Below are 18287 nucleotides of genomic sequence, written 5' to 3'. Positions count from 1 at the left end.
CGGGAATCGCTAGGTAGGTCCGTTGACGTCGTAAAACTTCTGGATCAGCGGGAGAAGACGGTCTCCCAGTCGTTGGCCATGCTGACGACGCTCCAGCCGAGACGGGACGCGGTCTCGGTGATGGGCTCGGTCTCCGTCAACGTCTCCGCCCTGCCGGCGTACGCGTACTCGCGCTCGGCGTCGTCATGGTCGACGAGCAGCGCCAGGCTCGGCCGGTCTGTAGCAGTCGCCCATTCGAGCATCTCCCGGTCGCCGCTGGAGTTCCCTGCGGCCAGGATCGGGCGTCGCCCGAGCTGCGTCTGGATGTTGGTCACCTTGGCCGGTCCCTCGTTGGCGTCGCCGAGGACTCTGCCGGTACGGCGGAGCACAGGACGCCCGGAGCGGTCCCGCTCGAAGTCGTAGGCGATGAGCGTGCCGACGACGAGCTCGGCCGGTACGCCGTAGAGGTCCTCGCTGACAGCGCGGACGAACTCGGTGCCCCCTCCGGTCACGATGCCGACGGTGAAGCCGCGCCGGCGGAGCTCGCCGACCAACTCGAGCATGGGCTGGTACACGGTCGCGATCGTCGGCCTGCCAAGGGTGGCGTGGGTGGCCGTCGCCATGAAGGCCCTGACCTCGGCGGCGAACGCCTCAGGGGTGAAGCCCTCGAACAGGGCCGCGAGGGCGAGCGCGACACGCGCCAGGCCGAGTTCGCCGACCCGATGCTGATCGCCGCTCAGGACCGCGGCGAACTCGGCTCGCTCGCCGATCGACGGGTCGTCCGCCACTCGACGCCGCAGAGCGCTCAGGAAGAACTCGAGCTGGACGTATGCCGGCCGCTCGCACCACAACGTGCCGTCGTTGTCGAAGTAGGCCACCCGATCGGCCTGCGGCACCGAGCGGGCGGCATCGAGGAACTCCAGGAGCGTGTCCCTGGCCCGGCCCGGCCGCCACGACGGCAGCGGGGTCCTGTCGGTCACGACTCGGCGCCCGTCGTCGTGTTCCCGGACGCGGACGCGTCCCAGACGCAGCGGAAGCCGATGTGGCTCATGCCGGTGTCGATCATCTGCGGTCGACGGGCGGCGGGCCGGTACCGCAGGCAGTAGGTGTCGGCGCAGAGGTGCGACCCGCCCTTGATCACCTTGCGCGGGATGCGGAACCGGGGCTGTGCCGGGTCGTAGCTGGAGTCGGCGTCGCCGCCGCGAGGGTTGCGCGGGACGCAGCACGACGAAGCGGCCCGGCCGGCGCGCCGTTCGGCCCACCAGTCGCAGGTCCATTCCCAGACGTTGCCCGCCATGTCGAACAACCCGTAGTGGTTCGGCGGGAAGGAGCCGACGGGCGCGGTCCGCGACCAGCCGGACTCACCCGTCGAACGCCAGGGGAAGTCGTCCCCGTCCCAGGTGTTGGCCATGATGCGACCCCCGGGACGGGGCTCGTCGCCCCACGTGAACGCGGCGCCCTCGAGGCCCCCGCGTGCGGCGTACTCCCACTGCGCCTCGGTCGGCAGCGCGGCGCCGACCCAGGTGGAGTAGGCGGCGGCGTCCTCGTAGGCGACGTGGACCACCGGATGGTCGAGACGGTCGTCGACGCTCGAGCCCCTGCCTTCGGGGAAGCGCCAGCCGGCGCCGGGCGTCCACCTCCACCACAGGCTGAGATGCCGAAGATCGACCGGGCCGGGCGTCGGCACGAACACCATCGACCCGGGCACCAGGTTCTCCGGGGGCGCGCCAGGGAACTCGGCAGGGTCCAGCGGCCGCTCGGCCACGGTGACGTAGCCGGTCGCCGCGACGAACGCGGCGAAGCGACGGTTGGTGACGGCGATCGGGTCGATGGCGAACCCGTCGACGCGCACCTTGTGGACCGGCGCCTCCTCGGGATAGTGCTCGTCGGAGCCCATCGTGAAGACCCCGCCGGGCAGTACGACCGCGCCTTCGGCCCGGTGGCGCGACCTCGCGCCCATCCGATCGCCGACGCGTCCCGTGGAGCTCACGCGCTTGCCATCCAGGTCCGTAGCTTGTCCATCACCTGGTCGATGCTGAAACTCGCCGGTGCCTGCCGAGGCGGGAACTCGGCGAATGTCGAGATCAGGTCGGCGACGTACGACTGCGCGGGGATCAGAACCCACGCCCGATCGAGCAGCCAGTCGTAGTAGGTGTTGGAGGTGATGTCGGCGCGCTCGTACGGGTCGGTGCGCAGATTGAACACCTTCGGGACCCTCAGCTCGGTGTACGGCTCGGCCCACACCCGCAGCGTTCCGACGGCACGCTGCTCCAGGAACACCAGCTTCCAGTTGTGGTATCGCAGCGCGGTGAGGTCGCCGTCGTCGGAGACGTAGAAGAAGTGCTTGCGCGCGCTCTCGTCCACCTCACCGGTCAGGTAGGGCAGCTGGTTGTGGCCGTCCAGGTGCACCCGGAAGGACGTGCCGCCGAGCTCCGCTCCCGCCCTCAGCTTGTCGGCGATGTCCGGCGTGCCCGCCGCGGCCACCAGGGTGACGAACCAGTCGCTGTGACTGACGATGCCGTTGAGCACCGTACCCGCCGGGATCTTGCCAGGCCATCGAACAACGGCGGGGACGCGGTAGGCGCCCTCCCAGTTCGAGTTCTTCTCGTTGCGGAACGGCGACATGCCGGCATCGGGCCAGGTGTTCATGTGCGGGCCGTTGTCGGTGGAGTACAGGACGATCGTGTTCTCGGCGATGCCGAGTTCGTCGAGTACGGCGAGCAGGTCCCCGACGATGTCGTCGTGGTCGAGCATCGTGTCGTGGTATTCCGACTGCCAGCGCCCGGCCCGTCCTCTGCTCTCCGGCTTGACGTGCGTGCGGAAATGCATGTGGGTGGTGTTGAACCACACGAAGAAGGGCGTGTCGGCCTCGGCCTGGCGGCGGATGAAGTCGATCGCCGCGTCGCGGAACTCCTCGTCGCAGGTCTCCATCCGCTTCTTGGTGAGCGGTCCGGTGTCCTCGACGCGCTGGGTGCCGTCCTCGTCGGCCCACGAGTGGATCACTCCCCGCGGCCCGAACCGCTTCTTGAAGCCGGGGATCTCCTCCTCGGTCGGGTAGTCGGCCTGCTCCGGCTCCTCCTCGGCGTTGAGGTGGTAGAGATTGCCGAAGAACTCGTCGAACCCGTGCGCCGTCGGCAGGAACTCGTCCCGGTCGCCGAGGTGGTTCTTGCCGAACTGGCCGGTCGCGTACCCGTGGGCCTTGAGCGCGGTGGCGGTCGTCGGGTCCTCGTCGCGGAGCCCGATGTCGGCGCCGGGCATGCCCACCTTGGTCAGGCCGGTGCGGTAGGGGTTCTGGCCGGTGATGAACGCCGCCCTGCCCGCCGTACAGCTCTGCTCGCCGTAGTAGTCGGTGAATCGGGCACCCTCTTCGGCGATCCGGTCGATGTTGGGGGTGCGGTATCCCATCAGCCCGTCGCTGTAACAGCTCAGGTTCGAGATGCCGATGTCATCTCCCCAGATGACCAGGATGTTCGGTCGCTCCGACATGCATCCCCCAAGGTCCTGACACCGCCCGACAGCCTCCGTTCGACCAGCATCACCCGCCGGCCGGAACATCCGGGCCATTGAGCGGCCAAGATTCGACAGTCCGCCGCCTTCGCCGGACCAAAGCCGTGGCGCCGCGTTGCACTGGCTGGCTGTCCACCCCGGCGTTCACCGGCTATCTCAGGGACAACAGTCTCGGCCGCAAGCGGGTCGCGGGTCCCGTCCTCGATGCCCGACGTCCTCGCGTGGACCAAGGCGCGCTTCGCCGGCCTCCCGGCCGCTTCGACCTGTCTCAGGTAGTCACAACTCGGACGGGTCGCCGACCGAGGTCGGGACTCACCGGGCGCACAGGATGCGCCCTGTCCGTCGCCGCCCTGTGCTTCGCCGCGGTCACCGGGGTGACGCTCTACCTGTCCGGCCACGTCCAACGGCGCATCTCCCTCAAGGGCGCCATTCTCCTTGACCGCATCGCAGGCATCCTGCTCACCGCCATCGCCGTCATCCTGCTCGCCAACGGCTTCACCGATCTGGTCACCGCACGCCTCAACCGGTGAGCTTCTTCAACCCGGACAGGCTGGTGTGAGGGCGAGGAAGAAGCGACCTCAGGATCACGTAGCCCTCTTCGTTCTCCGTACGGCGCAGCCGGTTGATCGCCGTCAGGACCTGGGCGGCATCCAAAGTGGGGGAGTCGGTAGTGAAGCGTTGGATCAGCTCGAGGGCGCGTCTCGACCGGCGCGGGGCATCGCTCAGCCGGCCTGTCCGTTGCCCTGGGGATCGCGACGGCCTCCGCCGGAACGCTCGCGATGATCAGACTGAGTCCTGCCACCTGACGGATGGTGGACCGACCGGGATGCGCCACGATGGCTGCCAGGACTCGTCGAAAGGTGTCACGTGAACAAGGCCATGCCCGTCATCGCCGCAAGCTTGATCATGCTCGGCTCCGTCCCCGCCGCGCACGCCGCCCCCGCCGGGATCGTGCGCACCGGTGACGTCTACGCCAACTACGCCGACTTAGCCGCCCACGAGGGCGAGGGCACCGACTACCGCCGCATCCAGCGTGTCCCCGTCAGGGCGAGGGTGGCGCACATCGCCATCCACGGTGGCGCGATCGAGGCGCCGACGACGCAGCTGGCCGACCACGCCGCAGGTACCCGGTACGCCTTCTACTCCTTCGAGGGCATCAAGGCCTCAGGCAACAGCGCCCTGCACATCACCTCCACTCGTTTCGACGAGCCCAGGGCGCTCAAGGTGGTGACAGGGGTCGACTACACCGTCTCCTGGCACGCGGCGTCGGGCGCGAAGGCGACCACCTACGTCGGCGGACGCGACACGAAGCTGGCCGGCAAGGTCACGGCCGAACTCCGAGCGGCGGGGTTCACCGTGGCGACGTCGGTGCCCGAGGAGATCGGCGGTGACAGCCCGCGCAACATCGTGAACAAGAACCGCAGAGGCATGGGCGTACAGCTCGAACTGAGCCGTGGCCAACGCGAGCAGTTCTTCGCCGGCGGGAAGCTGAGCCGTGCCTGGGCCGAGGACCCCGCCCATCGCACGAAGGCCTTCTACAGGTATGTCGCGGCAGTCAATCGTGCGCTGAGCTGACCTGCCGCGGAGGCGCGGGTACGGCCTGGCCCGCACGGCGAACGCCTACTCGGAGACGTTCCCCAAGGGTCGGGCCACGTGACCCGCTCACGCAGTCGTCCCGAGAAGGGACGCCCCGAGGGCGGTCGTCATGTACAAAACGGTACGCCCGGATCGCTCCCGTGCGACGAGCCCGCTCTCATGCAGTACGCGGAGGTGGTGCGACACCGCACTGGGGGTGACACCGAGCGCGCGAGCCAGATCCGTGGTCGTCGCGGGGGAGCGCAGCGCCTCGAGCAGTTCGGCCCGCGGCCGACCGAGCAACCGGACCGCGCTGCCCGCGGGCGCCTGCGTCCCCGCGGTCCACAACGCCCCGACACCCCGTGCCGGATATCGCACCGTGGTCTGCGTGGACGTGCTCTTCTTGATCAGCACGTAGGGCGAGCCGAGAACGACCGGCATGAGGACCAGGCCACCCGGACCGCGATTCACCACGCGCTCGGTCCGCCAGCGCGCTCCCTCCAGCATCAGCCGGCCATCGGACCAGCGCAGATCCGGGTGAAGGTCGGTGAACACCTTCTCGGCACCGCCCGCGGCCAACTGCTTGGCGCGATGGATGACGTCCGCGTCGAGTACGGCCCGGATGCGTGACCAGTGCGGCGCGATCAGCCGGTCGTGCGCCGCACGCAGTTCCGCGGCGATCGCACGCAGACCTGCCGCCGGCTGCGCGGCGAGCGGGGCGACGGCGTCAGGGAGTTCTTCACCGAACACGCGCCGGAGGCTGGCCCGTACCTGATGAGCGGTCGTCCTTCGCAGCGCCGCCAGGTCGTCCTCGATGGAGGCCCCAGCACCGAGCGGGGCGGGAACGAGGAACTCCGGCCAGCTCGGTCGGTCGCTCACGATCAGCGGCAAGGTATGTGAGAGGTCGAGTGGATGCCTGGCGAGCTCGTCCGCCGCCCACCGCAGCCACCGCAGGTTGATCGGGTGCCGATCGACATCAGCCAGTTGCTGCAGGCTGGACACTGTCTCGGACAGCGGCGAGATCGCGAATCGCGTCGCCGCCAGCTCGGCCACGCCGAGATCGATCGTCAGAGCCATGGCTTGAGTATTGAGCGTCGGCCTCAACGCTGTCGTGACGGCCCTCGGCGCGTGACGATCCCGACATGACGCAGACCGACGCGGGGCCACGCCTGCCCCCGGCCTACTGGCGGTTGTGGTGGGCGGCGGGTGTCAACACCGTCGGTGACGGTGCTTTCGCCGCGGCTGTTCCGCTGCTGACCGTCACGATCACGCGCGACCCCCGGCTCGTGTCGGTCGTGTCCGCGGCGATGTACCTGCCGTGGTTGCTGCTGTCCCTCCCCGCCGGAGCGCTCGTCGACCGGCACGACCGCGTCGCCCTGATGTGGCGTTCGCAGGCGATCCAGGCGCTGATCGTCAGCATCATCGCGGTGCTGGCCGCGTTCGGCCACCTCGGCATCCCCGTGCTTGCGATCACGGCCTTCGGGCTGGGGGTTTGCGAGATCGTTCTCGCCAACGCGGCACAGGCGATCCTGCCGGAAATCGTCGCGAAGCCCCTGCTGCACAAGGCGAACGGTCATCAGCAGACCATCATCACGATCGGCAGGGAATTCGCGGGACCGCCGATCGGTAGCCTGCTCTTCGCGGTCGCCGTGGCGCTGCCGTTCGGGATGGACGCCGGCTCGTTCGCCCTGTCGGCCGCGCTGCTGGCGACACTGCCCAGGCGCGGGCGCGGGCGCGGGCGCGGGCGCGGGCGCGGGCGCGAGCGGATCGAGCATCCGCCGATGCGCACGGCGATCGCGGACGGCCTGCGCTGGCTGGCCGGTCACCGGCTGCTGCGGACCCTCGCCTTGCTGCTCGGAGTCAACACCTTCTGCGGCCAACTCGGTAACGCGACACTCGTCCTGCTGGCGACCAGGACCCTGCACCTCGACGCGCGCGGTTACGGCCTGCTGCTCGGCGGCGCCGCGATCGGCAGCCTGCTTGGCGGCCTGGTCAGTGCGCGCGTCGTCAGGAGGATCGGCGCGCTTCCCGCACTCCTCACCGCGCTTGTCACTAACGTCGTCATCTTCGTCGGGATCGGGTTGAGCCCGAACGCGATCGTGCTGGGCGCCCTCCTGGCCACCAACGGCTTCGTCATCACGCTCTGGAACATCGTCACCGTCAGCCTCCGGCAGCAGATCGTGCCGTCCGAACTGCTCGGCCGGGTGAACAGCGTCTACAAGATGCTCGGCTGGGGGCTGATCCCGCTCGGGGCGCTGGCCGGCGGACTGGTGGCGTACACGTTCGGGCTGCGCGCGCCGTATCCCGTCGCCGGTGCGCTGCGAGGGATCGCCTTGCTGGTCGCGATGCCCGTACTGATCCGTGCCATGGGTGACTTGTGCGTCGCGGGTGCGGGTCTGCCCCGAGGAGTTCCCCGAGTCTGCCTCGGGGCAGGCCGCACGCCCCCGCGTGGCGGCACACAGGCCCTCGTCGCCCCCGGCTGTGTGTGCCGCCAGAGCGAAAGCATAGGGTAATTGACTAGTCACTCGAAGTGATTTCACGTCCTGCTTTCACACTCACCCGCTGCGCCGCTGGTCAGGCTGGGCCCCGTCAGTCGGCGATGTGCTCTGGCCGTACTCCCATGCCGATGAAGCGGCCCATGATGTGGCGTAGCGGGGGCACGGCCTTGAACGCGGTGAAGATCGGCGGTACGTGCGTGGTCGTGTCGTCGCCGAGGTCCTTGGGGTACAGGTCGCGCAGGATGCCGACCTGAAAAGCCTGCGTCACCTTCGCGGCGCGCTGTCTGCGCGACTGGACCATGGCCAGTTCGGCCTCGCCGGGGACGCCCGGCCGCAGGAGGGCGGGACCGAGCAGGTTGGCGGCGGCCACCGCGTCCTGCGCCGCCAGGTTGATGCCGACGCCGCCCGCGGGTGACATGGCGTGGGCGGCGTCACCTATGCACAGCAGCCCTGGCCGATGCCAGCGCGGTAGCCGGTCGACCCTCACCGTCAGCTGATGCACCTGCTCCCAGTCGTCGATCTGCTCGACGCGGTCCCGCAGGGCGGGGGCCAGGCCCGCGACCCGTTCCCTGAAGGCGGGCAGGCCCGCCTCCTTGATCCCGGCGAAGGCGGCCGCCGGGATCGCGTAGGCGAGCTGCCAGAACTCGCCCCTGTTGACGGAGATCAGCGCTCCCTTGCCGCCCTGGAAGAAGGGCACGTGATCGCCTTCGCGGCGGGGGAGGCGGAACCACAGCACGTCCATGGGGGGCGCTCCGGCCACGGGTTCCAGGCCGGCTCGTGCGCGGATCGTGGAGTGGCGGCCGTCCGCGGCGATCACCAGGTCGGCTCGCACCTCGACCGGCCCCTCGGCGGTGGTCGCCAGCACACCGACGGCCCGGCCCTCCTCCGTGATCAGTTCCGTGGCCTCGGTGCTGCGCAGCAGACGGAAGGAGGGGTACGCCTCGGCCTTGCCGGCCAGGAAGTCGAGCACGTCCCACTGCGGCATGAAGGCGATGTAGGGGCACCGCACCTTCAGCCGGCTGAAGTCGGCGAAGGTGACGGCCTTGCCGCCCAGGTTCACGGTGACGTTCGGCATCTTGGTGTGCGGCAGGCGCAGGAACTCCTCGATCCAGCCCAGCTCGGCGATCAGCTCCATTGTGGAGGGGTGGACGGTGTCGCCCCTGAAATCCCTGAGGAAATCGGCGTGCTTCTCCACGACGATCACCTCGACGCCTTGGCGGGCCAGCAGCAGGCCGGCCATCATCCCCGCCGGGCCTCCGCCGACGACGCAGCATCTCGCGTTCTCGGTACGCATGGTTCTCACCTTTCGCAGGGGAAGAGCAGCTCGACCAGGTGTGCGACGTCGACCGCGGAGCCGGTCCTCCGGCCGACGGCCACGGTGGCGAACAGGGTCTTCGCCGCCGTCGCCGTGTCGTGCGGGCGCAGTTCGCCGGCCGCGACGCGCGCGGCCAGGAAGTCGCCGATCAGCCGCTGCCCCTCGCTCACCAGGTCCGCCAGAGCCGCGCGCGCCTGGGTGGCGCTGAAGAACACCGCCATGAGGTCGGCGTTGTCGGCGAGCAGTCCGTCGAAGGCGCCCAGCAACTCGGTCAGCACCTCGACGGCCGGCCGCGCGCGATTGTCCGCTGTCAGCAACTCGCGTAGTCGCGGCAGGAAACCCCGCTCGGCGAGCAGCGTCTCGACCAGGGCTTCCTTGCTGTCGAAGTAGCGGTACAGCAAGCCGGGCGTCACCCCTGCCGCCTGCGCGATGTCCTTGACCGACGCGCCGTCCACGCCCTTGCCGGCGAAAACCCGCAACGCCGCGTCGAGAAGCTGCTCGCGCCGCCACTCGGCTTGTTCCCTTCGCGTCTTCACTATCGCTCCATTGAATAAACGTTTACTCAAAGAGTAGACAGTCGCGTCGGCAGGCGCAACAGGAAGATCGCTGACCACGCTCTCCGCGACGGTGCCGGCCATCACGGTGTGGCTTGCGAGAACCGGCGATGCCGCGTCGAGGCCGGCCGGCGGCTGACGAAGAGGGCGCGGCCTCGGTAATGGGCGATCAGCAAGATACGTCATGAATTGACCACAAAAAGGGACATAAGGTATACAAAACGGCAAGACTCCTCCTCTTGGAGGGGTCCCATCCCAGCGCGGCTTCGCGTGATCGCAAAGGGCCCCTCTCGGCCATCGCACCGAGCCCCCCTCTCCGGGCCTCCAGGCGACGCCTTCCCCGATCATGCCGATGTCGCGTTCGCCATCCCAACGGAAAGTCGCGCCATGAGCCAGGACAGCAACAGCGCATACGCCGTCTTCGAGATCGACCTCACCCTCGAGGAGACTCGCCGACGTGCCGCGGTCATGACGGCACTCGGGGCGGACTGGGATCCCCCGGCGGTGATGCGAGGCGAGGAGGAGGCGTACGACCTCCTCTACTCGGGCCTCGACGAGAAGCAGCAGGAGACCTACGACATGCTCGTGGAGGCCGAGATCCTCCCGCGGAGGAGGTCGGGCCATGCTGCCGATTGATCCACACGCCGACCTTGGCCGCAGGGCGTGGGTGTCGTGCCCTGGCTGCTTCGACAACATGGACTGCGGAGACTGCGGCGGTGGCCGTAACTGCGGGGTGCACTGGCGCTACCTGCTCGGCAACACCGGAAGCCGGCTTCACCTCCAGTGCCCCGGATGCACCCATGTGTGGGACCACGAGACCCGCTTCGGCGCGGGCGGGGTCGCCCCGTTCTGACGGGTGGACGAACGCGCAGGGCAGGTCGGTGGGCCGCGCCAGGGCGGTGACCACGGGGATGCCGCCCATCTCCAGCCCGGCCGGCACCTCGATAGCCGGCCTATAGCGGGGCAAGGTCGGTGAAAGCACGTTAAAGCCTTCCGAGTCTTTGACATGGGCAGACCCTGATGCGTGTCCCGGTTACCTAGGCTTTGGCCGTCGGGCGAGTCGAACGGCGGGAGGCTGAGGTGACCACTGGAGTCTCCGGGGAGGGCTCGAACTCCGGGTACCTGCCGATCGCCGACCACGGCCTGATCGGAGATCTGTGTACCGCGGCGCTCGTGGGCTCGAACGGCACGATCGACTGGTACTGCTGTCCGAGGTTCGACGCCCCCAGCGTGTTCGCCGCGCTGCTCGACCACGACAAGGGCGGATCGTTCGAACTGGCAGCCGACCTGCCGTCGAGGACCAAGCAGTTCTACTTCCCCGACACGAACGTACTGATCACCCGGTTCTACTCCGACGACGGAGTGGGTGAGATCCAGGACTTCATGCCCGTCGCCGATGAGTCGCCCGAGCCCGACCGCCACCGGCTGATCCGGCGGGTGGCCTGCGTCCGCGGATCATTGCCGTTCCGCATGCGAGTCGCGCCCCGGTTCGACTACGGCAGGCAGACGCACACGGTACGCCTGGAGCAGGGCCGGGCGATCTTCGAGTCGCCCTCCCTCTCTCTCGCGCTCACCGCCACCGTGCCGATGGAGGTCGACGGTCTGGACGTGTGGTCGGAGTTCAAAGTCCAGGAGGGGGAGTACGTCGTTTTCGCTCTCGACCGGGTCGGTGAGGGGGTCGCGCCTCGCTCGTGCGTGGGCGCCGAGGCCGAGCAGCAGTTCGACGCCACCGTGGCCTTCTGGCGGCGATGGCTGTCCGCGTCGCGGTACCGCGGCCGGTGGCGCGAGATGGTGCACCGTTCCGCGCTGCTCCTGAAGCTCCTCACGTACGCCCCGACCGGTGGCATCGTGGCCGCGCCCACGTGCAGCCTGCCGGAGGTCGTCGGTGGTGAGCGCAACTGGGACTACCGGTACGTGTGGGTCCGTGACGCCGCGTTCTGCGTGTACGCGCTGCTCAGGCTCGGCTTCACCGACGAGGCCGCGGCGTTCATCCGGTTCCTGTCGACGAACGTGTGCAGGAGCACGCCGGGCGCGTCGGGACCCTTGCAGATCATGTACGGCATCGACGGGCGCGGTGAGCTGCCCGAATGTCAGCTGGACCACCTCGAGGGGTACGAGGGATCGTCTCCGGTCCGAGTCGGGAACGCCGCCGTCGGGCAGTTGCAGCTCGACACCTACGGGGCGCTCATCGACGCCATCTACCTCTACGACCACTGGGGCAAACCGATCTCCAGTGACGGCTGGGACTACGTCGGCACCATCGTCGACTGGGTCTGCGACAACTGGGACCAGCCTGACGAGGGCATCTGGGAGACCCGCGGCGGGCGCAAGAACTTCCTGTACTCGCGGCTCATGTGCTGGGTGGCCATCGAACGGGCCATCCGCATGGCCAACCGCCGCGGACTGCCCGCCGACCTGGTGCGGTGGCAGCGGACGCGCGACGAGATCTACCGTCAGATCATGCAGCGCGGCTGGTCGCCCAGGCTGCAGGCGTTCTCCCAGTATCTCGACGGCGATGTGCTCGACGCCTCGGTGTTGATGATGCCGCTGGCGAAGTTCATCTCGCCCACCGATCCGAAGTGGTTGTCCACCCTCAAGGCACTCGGCGACCACCTGGTGACCGACTCGCTGGTCTACCGCTACGACCCGGAGGCGAGCCCGGACGGGCTGCGGGGGGAGGAAGGCACGTTCTCGATCTGCTCGTTCTGGTACGTCGAAGCGCTCGCCCGCGCCGGGCTGCTCGACGAGGCCCGGCTGGCCTTCGAGAAGATGCTCACCTATGCCAACCACCTCGGGCTCTTCGCCGAGGAGATCGGGCTCGCCGGCGAACAGCGCGGCAACTTCCCGCAGGCGTTCACCCACCTGGCGTTGATCAGCGCCGCGTTCAACCTCGACCGCGCCCTCGGTTAGCCGCGGCGTACGTTCCCCGAACCACGACGGTTCGGGGAACGTGCCGGCTCTGTCAGCGCACGCGGGTCCTGGAAGCCAGCGTGCCTCCTCCTGGCGCCTCCCATCCGGCCACCACCGTCGGGCGGGCGCCCGTGGCGCGGGCCAGCGGCACGCGCACGGTCGTGGTGCCCCTGGCGGAGACGGTGACGACGCGGCTGCCCGCCGTCCCCTGGGCGTCCCGGACGAACAGGTGTGCCTTGCCGGCGGAGGCGGCGCGCAACGTCACCTTCACGGCGTCGTCCGCGCCCGCGGCGGAGGTGACCGAGCCACTCTCGGACGGCTTGGCCGCGGGACCGCCCGCCGGCGCGAGGCCGAGGCGGACCGCCTGCTCCAGCGACTGCGGCGAGTCCAGGCTGGACAGGCCGGTGTCGGGGATCACCGGGGCGGGCGGGGTGGTCGGCCGTCCCGCCGGAGGGTGGTACCCGGGCAGGGTCGCGACGCCCCACCGATACGGGTCGCCCTGCACGCCGCCCCACGTCGACCAGCCGATCCGGGTCTGGCCGGTCTTGTCCTGGGTGTCGGAGTCGTAGACCAGGACGTTCAGCCCGAGGTGCCCGTGGTCGACGGCGCCCGGCAGGATCTCCATCGGCACGGCCATCTCCACGACGTACTCCCCGGTGGAGACCTTGGCGGCCACCCGCATCCCAGGGGCGCTCTCCCCGCCCGGTCCCTGACGGTTGTCGGCGTCACGCTCGAAGCACGGCGGCCCCTCGGCCGTCACCGGCAGCACCGCGGTCTTGAACGTCGTGGAGGTGTTCTCCGACGTGCCGCGCGGGTCGAGGGTCACCTCGACGGAGTCGGTCCGCCAGTGCCGCTTGCAGTCGGACGCGGGCAGGCGGGTGCCGACCACGTCGTCCTTCACCTGGACCAGCAGGAACAGCGTGTCGTCACGCCAGGTGACCTTGGCCGTGCCCGAGCAGTCCGCCGCCGACGAGCACGCGGTGCCCTCCCAGAGTCGCGAGATGTCCAAGGAGGGACCTGTGTACTCGCCGTCGCCCGCGACGCCGTCGACGACGGGCGTCGAGGTGGCCTGCGGGATGGAGGTCGCGGGGACCAGTTCGAGCGCGGGCCTGCTCACGCTGGAGCCGTCCTGGCTGGTGGTCGTGATGGTGTAGGCGTAGTCGCCGCCATCGTTCGAGGTCTTCAGCGAGGCGTCGGTGTTGGTGACGGTGAACGGCACCGTCGTCGAGGCCCCGGCCCTCAGGCCGCTGTAGGGCGCTTCGGCGCGGTCGGCGGCGAAGCCCGCGGGCAGGTCCAGCCGTACGGATCCGGACCGGGTGGTGTCGCTCACGTTCGTGACCACGACACCCACCTGGCGGGAGCCGCCGGAGGGCAGGGTGAGCACGGGCGTGACCAGGCCGCGAAGCTGCGGCGCGTCGAGTTCCGCGGCCCACTTCTCGTACTGGTCGACCTGGGGAAGCGGCTGCTGTCCCCCTCGTACGGCGGGGCTCACCTCGACCTGCCGGTCGGTGTAGCCGCGGCCCCGCTCGGTGGTCAGCGTCGCCGCGACGCGCGCCCTGTCACCGGGGGTCGCGCCCCGCGGCGGGGTCACCGTGAACGTCGCCGAACCGGAACGTCCGGGAGTGAGCCTGCCGAGCTCGCCGGACCCGGTGACCTGCCAGCCTTCGGGAGCCCGCAGCGTCACGGCCGATCGGCCCAGCGGCTCCCCGGACGGAGCGGTCGCGGTGACCTTGACGGTGAACGCCGTGCCAGGGCGGACGTCGAACGTGCCGGCACGCAGGTCGAGCAGGGTGCCGAGAGGAACGGCGCCCTTCCCCCTGACCAGTGCGCCGTCGAAGATCGCCGTCGGCGCGGCGGCGGCCGCGGAGCCCGGCTCGGGGAACGGCACGCGCGAGTCGACCAGGGTGAAGAAGTCGCAGCCGAGTTGGGCGGGGTCGGACGGCACGTCGGGGAAGACGGCCCAGCCCTGGGAGGCGTACACGCGCTGGGCGTCTCGCTCGATGGCGGCCCAGGTCCTGCCCTGGCTCGGCGAGACGCGGCCGCTCCACACGCCGTACACGTTCTGCGCCGGGTTGGCGGGGCGGAACGTCGAGGCGCAGTCAGGGCCGTTCTGTGAGGTGCCGCGCGCCCTGCCGAGGAGCAGGCGAGCGGGCGCGAAGGGCCGCAGCCCCTCACGGGTGATCTGCTCGGGGAACGCCCGGGGATCGGCCGCCGCGTAGAAGGCCTCGGTGGCCAGCCGCGCCGCCTGCTGGTGGTTTCCGTGGTTGCCAGGAGAGGGGGCCGGGTCCATGGTCAGCAGGACCTCGGGCCGGGTCTGGCGGACGATCCGCACGACCTTCTCCAAGGTCTCGCCTCCCCAGATCTGCCGGGTCAGCGGGGCGCTCACCGTGTAGTAGAAGTCGACCTCGTCGAGGTTGAACACCTCCCGCACGCCTGCCTTCGCGACCGCCGTACGCTCCTCGGCCTCCCTGAGCAGCCCGAGGGCGGGGCCCTCCTCGGGACCGACGGCGTTGCCGCCGCCCTCGCCCCTGGTGACGGTGACGACGCCGGTGCGGATGCCGTGGTCCTCGCTCCACTGCCCGAGCGTCGACAGCGTGAAGGCCTCGTCGTCGGGATGGGCGCCGACGAACAGCGCGTCGAGATCCGTGGCCGAGTCCGCCGAGGTGGGGGAGCCTGCCGAGGTGGGGGAGGCCCGGGGAACGGCCAGCGCTGCGGCGGAGGGCACGAGGGCGAGTACGGCCGCGGCGACGAGCGCCCCCAGGCGTCCTGGCGAACGCGACAGAAGCATGGAACCTCCGGGAGTTATTCGCGGACCGCCCCCTGGAGCAGCCCGCGGATGAAGTGACGCTGGAGGAACAGGTAGAAGATCACGACCGGGGTGGCGACGATGACCGATCCGGCGGCGAGGAGGGTGAAGCCGGAGGTGTACTGGCCCTGGAAGAACGCCAGCCCCAGCGGCGCCGTCCGCAGTGACTCGCTGGTCACCATGATCAGGGGGATGAGGAACTCGTTCCACGTCCACATGAAGATCAGGACGGTCAGGGTGACGACGGCGGGCCGGGCGGGGGGCACCAGCACCTGCCACAGGATGCGCCACGTCGAGGCGCCGTCGATGCGGGCGGCCTCGACGATCGCGCGGCTGCTGGTGCGGAAGTACGCCCGCATCCAGAAGGTGCCGAACGCCACCGACAGCGCCACCTGCGGCAGCGCGACCGACCAGAAGGTGTCGGTCAGGCCGAGGGCGCGCAGGTCGAAGTAGAGCGGGACCGCGATGGCCTCGCTCGGCATCATGATCCCGAGGAGGAACAGGTAGAACAGCACCCCCTGGCCGCGAAAGCGCATGGTGCCGAACGCGTACCCGCTCATGATCGACAGCACGACACTGACGACCACGACGAACGACGACACCGCCAGGCTGCTTCGCAGGTAGGTGTCGAACCGCCCGATCTCCCACGCCGCGGCGAAGTTGCCCAGGTGCAGCCCTGCCACGCTGAACCCCTGCCCGGCCGGTCCCGCGCCGTCGTCGGGCCCGAGCGCGGCGGACAGGACCGTCAGGACGGGGAACAGCGCGAACGCGGCGAAGGCCGTCAGGATGACGTAGTTGGCGAGGCGCTCCCCGCGAGAGATCACGAGACACCTCTGTCGGCGAAGCGGTTGATCACGAACGAGATCGCGAAGATGACGACGGTGAGGGTGACGCCGATCGCCGCCGCCGAGCCGACCTGCCCGAGTTCGAAGGCCCGGTGGTAGACCTCGTACGACGGCACCGACGTCGAGTCGCCGGGACCGCCCCGCGTGGTGATGTACACCAGGTCGAACGTCCGCAGCGCGGCGATCACGGTCAGCGTCAGCGCGACCGCGATCTCGCCTCGCACCGAGGGCAGCGTCACAGCGAAGAACTCCCTGAGCGCGTCGGCGCCGTCGAGCCGGGCCGCCTCGTACAGCTCCGTCGGGATGCGGCTCATCCCGGCCAGCAGCAGCACGGTCACGAGACCGGTCTCGAACCACGTGCCGACCACGCCGACGGCCGGCAGGGCGAAGGTGTAGTCGCCCAGCCAGCCCCGCGTGAGCGAGTCGAGCCCGAGCGCGCCGAGCAGGCCGTTGAGGCTGCCGTCGGGGGAGTAGACGCGCCGCCAGGCCACGGCCACCACGACCATGGCGACCACCTGCGGCAGGAACACCACCGTCCGGAAGAACCCGAGCCCGCGGACCTTGGCATGGTTGAGTATCGCGGCCAGCGTCAGCCCGATGACCAGAGGCGCCACCGCGTAGAACCCGACGAGGACCAGAGCGTGGCCGAAGGCGGCCCGCAGCTTCTCGTCCGCGACGATCGCGGCGTAGTTGGCCAGTCCGGCCCACCGGCCCAGGCTCAGCCCGTCCCAGTCGTACAGCGAGAGATGCACCGCGCGACCGATCGGGTAGAGCAGGAACACCGCGTAGACGGCGAACGCCGGCAGCAGGTAGAGGTAGGCGACACGGCGGGGCTCCCCTGGTGGACGGCCGGCTGCCTGCATCCTCGCGGAGGAGGAGCGGAAACGGGTCACCTCGGCCTCCGGACGCGGCTCCCCGAGGAGCGGCGAGGCCATGCGTCCCCGATCACTCGTTGCTTTCGACGAAGGTCTTGTAGTCCTTCTCCAGCGTGGCCAGGAACTCCTGCGGGGTCGACTTCTCGGCCAGCAGGTCCTGCACCGCCGCGCCCAGCGTGTCGGCGAAGGTCGGGGTGGCGTAGTCGAGGTACGGCACCAGCCCGTCCTGCTTGGTGACCGTGGCGAACGCCATGAACATGTCCTGCTGCGAGCCTGCCTTCACGCTCTGCCGATCGGTGTCGGCGATCGGCAGGAGACCGTTGGAGGTGAGCACCTTCATGGCGTCCGCGTCGGTGATGAAGTCGATGTAGGCGGCCGCCGCGTCGGGGTTGGCGCTCTTGGCCGTGACGGCGAACGGCAGGCCCGTGCCGCCCGTGGCCAGGGGTGTGGCGTTGGGCGGGAGGGCGAAGCCCAGGTCCTCGTGCATGACCTTCTCCAGGTCGGCGATCAGCCACGTGCCCCCGATCAGGAAGACGCCTTCGCCCTTGCCGAACGCCTGCCAGGCCGCGTCGTAGCCCTGGCCGTTGAAGCCCTGGTTGAAGTAGCCCTTGCCGACCCAGTCGACGAGCTGCTGGGCGGCCTTGGTGTTGTCCGGCGTGGTCCACGAGGCGCCCTTGCGGCCGAAGCCCAGCGTGGTGATCTGGTCGGCGGGGACGTTCCGTCCCTGCACGGTGCCGAACACGTGGACGCCGGGCCACTTGTCGAGGTTGCCCAGCTGTAGCGGCACCTCGCCGGCGGCCTTGGCCTTGGCCAGCGCGGTCTCGAACTCCTCCCAGGTCTTCGGCGGCCGCAGACCGAGCTTGGTCAGCTTGGCCTTGTTGTAGAGGACGCCGACGACCTCGCCCACCTGGGGCAGGCCGTACACGTTGCCCTCGCCGAAGACCTTGCCGTCGGCGCTGTAGCTCACGTACTGCAGGACCGACTGCGGATAGCGCTTCTTCCACCCGTACGCCTCGGCGTAGGGGTCCAGCGGGCGGAGGTAGCCGGCCTTCACGTAGGCGCCCATCTGGGGCCGGCCGTTGTTGGCCTGCACCACGTCCGGCGGCTCGTTGCCGCTCAGCGCCAGGCGCAGGGTGGTGTTGAGGTCGTCGAAGGACCGGGACACCCGCTTGAGCTTGATGTTGGGGTACTTCGCCTCGAACGCGGCGTTGAGCTGCTTCATCTGGGCGGCCTGTCCGCCGCGGACCTCCTGGTCCCAGATGGTGAGGGTCACGTTGCCGAGGGCCGCGGCGTCGGTTCTCACCGGCGTCCTCGGCGGGGCCCCCGGCCCCCCGGGGGGGGGGCAGGGGCCCGGCCCGCCCCCGGGCCCCGCGCGGGGCCCCACCCCCCCCGCCCGGGCCGCCCCCCCCCCCCCCCCCCGCGC

General features: G+C 69.9%; 16 protein-coding genes. 6 read left to right on the top strand and 10 right to left on the bottom strand.

The features are described from left to right. Positions 1-44 precede the first annotated feature (44 nt). From AB0B45_RS03675 to AB0B45_RS03665, 3 genes are read right to left on the bottom strand one after another with little or no spacing between them, the layout of a single operon-like run. Complete coding sequence (locus AB0B45_RS03675) at positions 45-959, bottom strand: HAD family hydrolase (RefSeq protein WP_358124638.1); 915 nt, start codon at positions 957-959, stop codon at positions 45-47. Continuing rightward, a complete protein-coding gene (locus AB0B45_RS03670; RefSeq protein WP_358124635.1) occupies positions 956-1969 on the bottom strand; it encodes a formylglycine-generating enzyme family protein in 1014 nt (337 codons plus the stop codon). Before AB0B45_RS03670 ends, AB0B45_RS03675 begins: the two co-directional genes overlap by 4 nt. Further along, complete coding sequence (locus AB0B45_RS03665; protein ID WP_358124633.1) at positions 1966-3465, bottom strand: arylsulfatase; 1500 nt, start codon at positions 3463-3465, stop codon at positions 1966-1968. Before AB0B45_RS03665 ends, AB0B45_RS03670 begins: the two co-directional genes overlap by 4 nt. A gap of 125 nt (positions 3466-3590) precedes the next feature. Here AB0B45_RS03665 and AB0B45_RS03660 point away from each other — a divergent pair, with 125 nt between their 5' ends. Together AB0B45_RS03660 and AB0B45_RS03655 are read left to right on the top strand one after the other, a co-directional pair. Then, positions 3591-4016, top strand: coding sequence for a MarC family protein (locus tag AB0B45_RS03660; RefSeq protein WP_358124630.1), 426 nt, complete (start codon positions 3591-3593; stop codon positions 4014-4016). A gap of 337 nt (positions 4017-4353) precedes the next feature. Then, on the top strand, positions 4354-5061 hold the full coding sequence (locus AB0B45_RS03655; RefSeq protein ID WP_358124627.1) for a poly-gamma-glutamate hydrolase family protein: 708 nt from the start codon (positions 4354-4356) through the stop codon (positions 5059-5061). Positions 5062-5148: 87 nt separating this feature from the next. On the opposite strand, the gene AB0B45_RS03650 is transcribed toward AB0B45_RS03655, so the two are convergent. Next, on the bottom strand, positions 5149-6165 hold the full coding sequence (locus AB0B45_RS03650) for a DUF5937 family protein (RefSeq protein ID WP_358124625.1): 1017 nt from the start codon (positions 6163-6165) through the stop codon (positions 5149-5151). A 38-nt stretch (positions 6166-6203) separates the two neighbouring features. On the opposite strand from AB0B45_RS03650, the gene AB0B45_RS03645 reads away from it, so the two are divergent. Beyond that, a complete protein-coding gene (locus AB0B45_RS03645; RefSeq protein WP_358124622.1) occupies positions 6204-7574 on the top strand; it encodes an MFS transporter in 1371 nt (456 codons plus the stop codon). A 76-nt stretch (positions 7575-7650) separates the two neighbouring features. On the opposite strand, the gene AB0B45_RS03640 is transcribed toward AB0B45_RS03645, so the two are convergent. After that, a complete protein-coding gene (locus tag AB0B45_RS03640) occupies positions 7651-8853 on the bottom strand; it encodes an FAD-dependent oxidoreductase (RefSeq protein WP_358124619.1) in 1203 nt (400 codons plus the stop codon). 5 nt (positions 8854-8858) lie between these two features. Continuing rightward, on the bottom strand, positions 8859-9410 hold the full coding sequence (locus AB0B45_RS03635) for a helix-turn-helix domain-containing protein (protein ID WP_358124616.1): 552 nt from the start codon (positions 9408-9410) through the stop codon (positions 8859-8861). Positions 9411-9815: 405 nt separating this feature from the next. Here AB0B45_RS03635 and AB0B45_RS03630 point away from each other — a divergent pair, with 405 nt between their 5' ends. The 3 genes from AB0B45_RS03630 (at position 9816) to AB0B45_RS03620 (ending at position 12338) form a co-directional block, all read left to right on the top strand. Next, the gene (locus tag AB0B45_RS03630; protein ID WP_358124613.1) at positions 9816-10064 is read left to right on the top strand and encodes a DUF6400 family protein; all 249 of its coding nucleotides are present in this window, start codon (positions 9816-9818) and stop codon (positions 10062-10064) included. Beyond that, positions 10051-10281 (top strand): hypothetical protein, encoded by a 231-nt coding sequence (locus AB0B45_RS03625; RefSeq protein ID WP_358124610.1) that lies wholly within the window; start codon positions 10051-10053, stop codon positions 10279-10281. Before AB0B45_RS03630 ends, AB0B45_RS03625 begins: the two co-directional genes overlap by 14 nt. 227 nt (positions 10282-10508) lie before the next feature. Then, on the top strand, positions 10509-12338 hold the full coding sequence (locus AB0B45_RS03620) for a glycoside hydrolase family 15 protein (protein ID WP_358124607.1): 1830 nt from the start codon (positions 10509-10511) through the stop codon (positions 12336-12338). Positions 12339-12390: 52 nt separating this feature from the next. Here the strand turns inward: AB0B45_RS03620 and AB0B45_RS03615 are convergent, their stop codons facing one another. Genes AB0B45_RS03615 through AB0B45_RS03600 form a run of 4 tightly spaced genes read right to left on the bottom strand, consistent with a single transcriptional unit; the run spans position 12391 to position 18167 of the window. Next, positions 12391-15126: a sugar-binding protein gene (locus AB0B45_RS03615; protein WP_358124604.1), complete on the bottom strand. Its 2736-nt coding sequence runs from the start codon at positions 15124-15126 to the stop codon at positions 12391-12393. A 14-nt stretch (positions 15127-15140) separates the two neighbouring features. Beyond that, a complete protein-coding gene (locus AB0B45_RS03610) occupies positions 15141-15968 on the bottom strand; it encodes a carbohydrate ABC transporter permease (RefSeq protein ID WP_358124602.1) in 828 nt (275 codons plus the stop codon). Next, positions 15965-16924, bottom strand: a complete 960-nt coding sequence (locus AB0B45_RS03605; RefSeq protein ID WP_358124600.1) for a sugar ABC transporter permease — start codon at positions 16922-16924, stop codon at positions 15965-15967. The genes AB0B45_RS03610 and AB0B45_RS03605 overlap by 4 nt, the downstream gene beginning before the upstream one ends. Positions 16925-16934: 10 nt before the next feature. After that, positions 16935-18167 (bottom strand): extracellular solute-binding protein, encoded by a 1233-nt coding sequence (locus AB0B45_RS03600; RefSeq protein ID WP_358124597.1) that lies wholly within the window; start codon positions 18165-18167, stop codon positions 16935-16937. Positions 18168-18287 lie beyond the last annotated feature (120 nt).

The organism is Nonomuraea sp. NPDC049152, from assembly GCF_040648355.1.
In the GTDB taxonomy this organism is placed as follows: Bacteria; Actinomycetota; Actinomycetes; order Streptosporangiales; family Streptosporangiaceae; genus Nonomuraea.
This window is presented reverse-complemented; position numbering and strand designations above follow the sequence as displayed.

Coding starts and splice junctions, on each gene's coding strand:
- AB0B45_RS03605 (WP_358124600.1), bottom strand. CDS start 16,924: ATGGCCTCGCCGCTCCTCGGGGAGCCGCGTCCGGAGGCCGAGGTGACC.
- AB0B45_RS03625 (WP_358124610.1), top strand. CDS start 10,051: ATGCTGCCGATTGATCCACACGCCGACCTTGGCCGCAGGGCGTGGGTG.
- AB0B45_RS03630 (WP_358124613.1), top strand. CDS start 9,816: ATGAGCCAGGACAGCAACAGCGCATACGCCGTCTTCGAGATCGACCTC.
- AB0B45_RS03640 (WP_358124619.1), bottom strand. CDS start 8,853: ATGCGTACCGAGAACGCGAGATGCTGCGTCGTCGGCGGAGGCCCGGCG.
- AB0B45_RS03665 (WP_358124633.1), bottom strand. CDS start 3,465: ATGTCGGAGCGACCGAACATCCTGGTCATCTGGGGAGATGACATCGGC.
- AB0B45_RS03615 (WP_358124604.1), bottom strand. CDS start 15,126: ATGCTTCTGTCGCGTTCGCCAGGACGCCTGGGGGCGCTCGTCGCCGCG.
- AB0B45_RS03645 (WP_358124622.1), top strand. CDS start 6,204: ATGACGCAGACCGACGCGGGGCCACGCCTGCCCCCGGCCTACTGGCGG.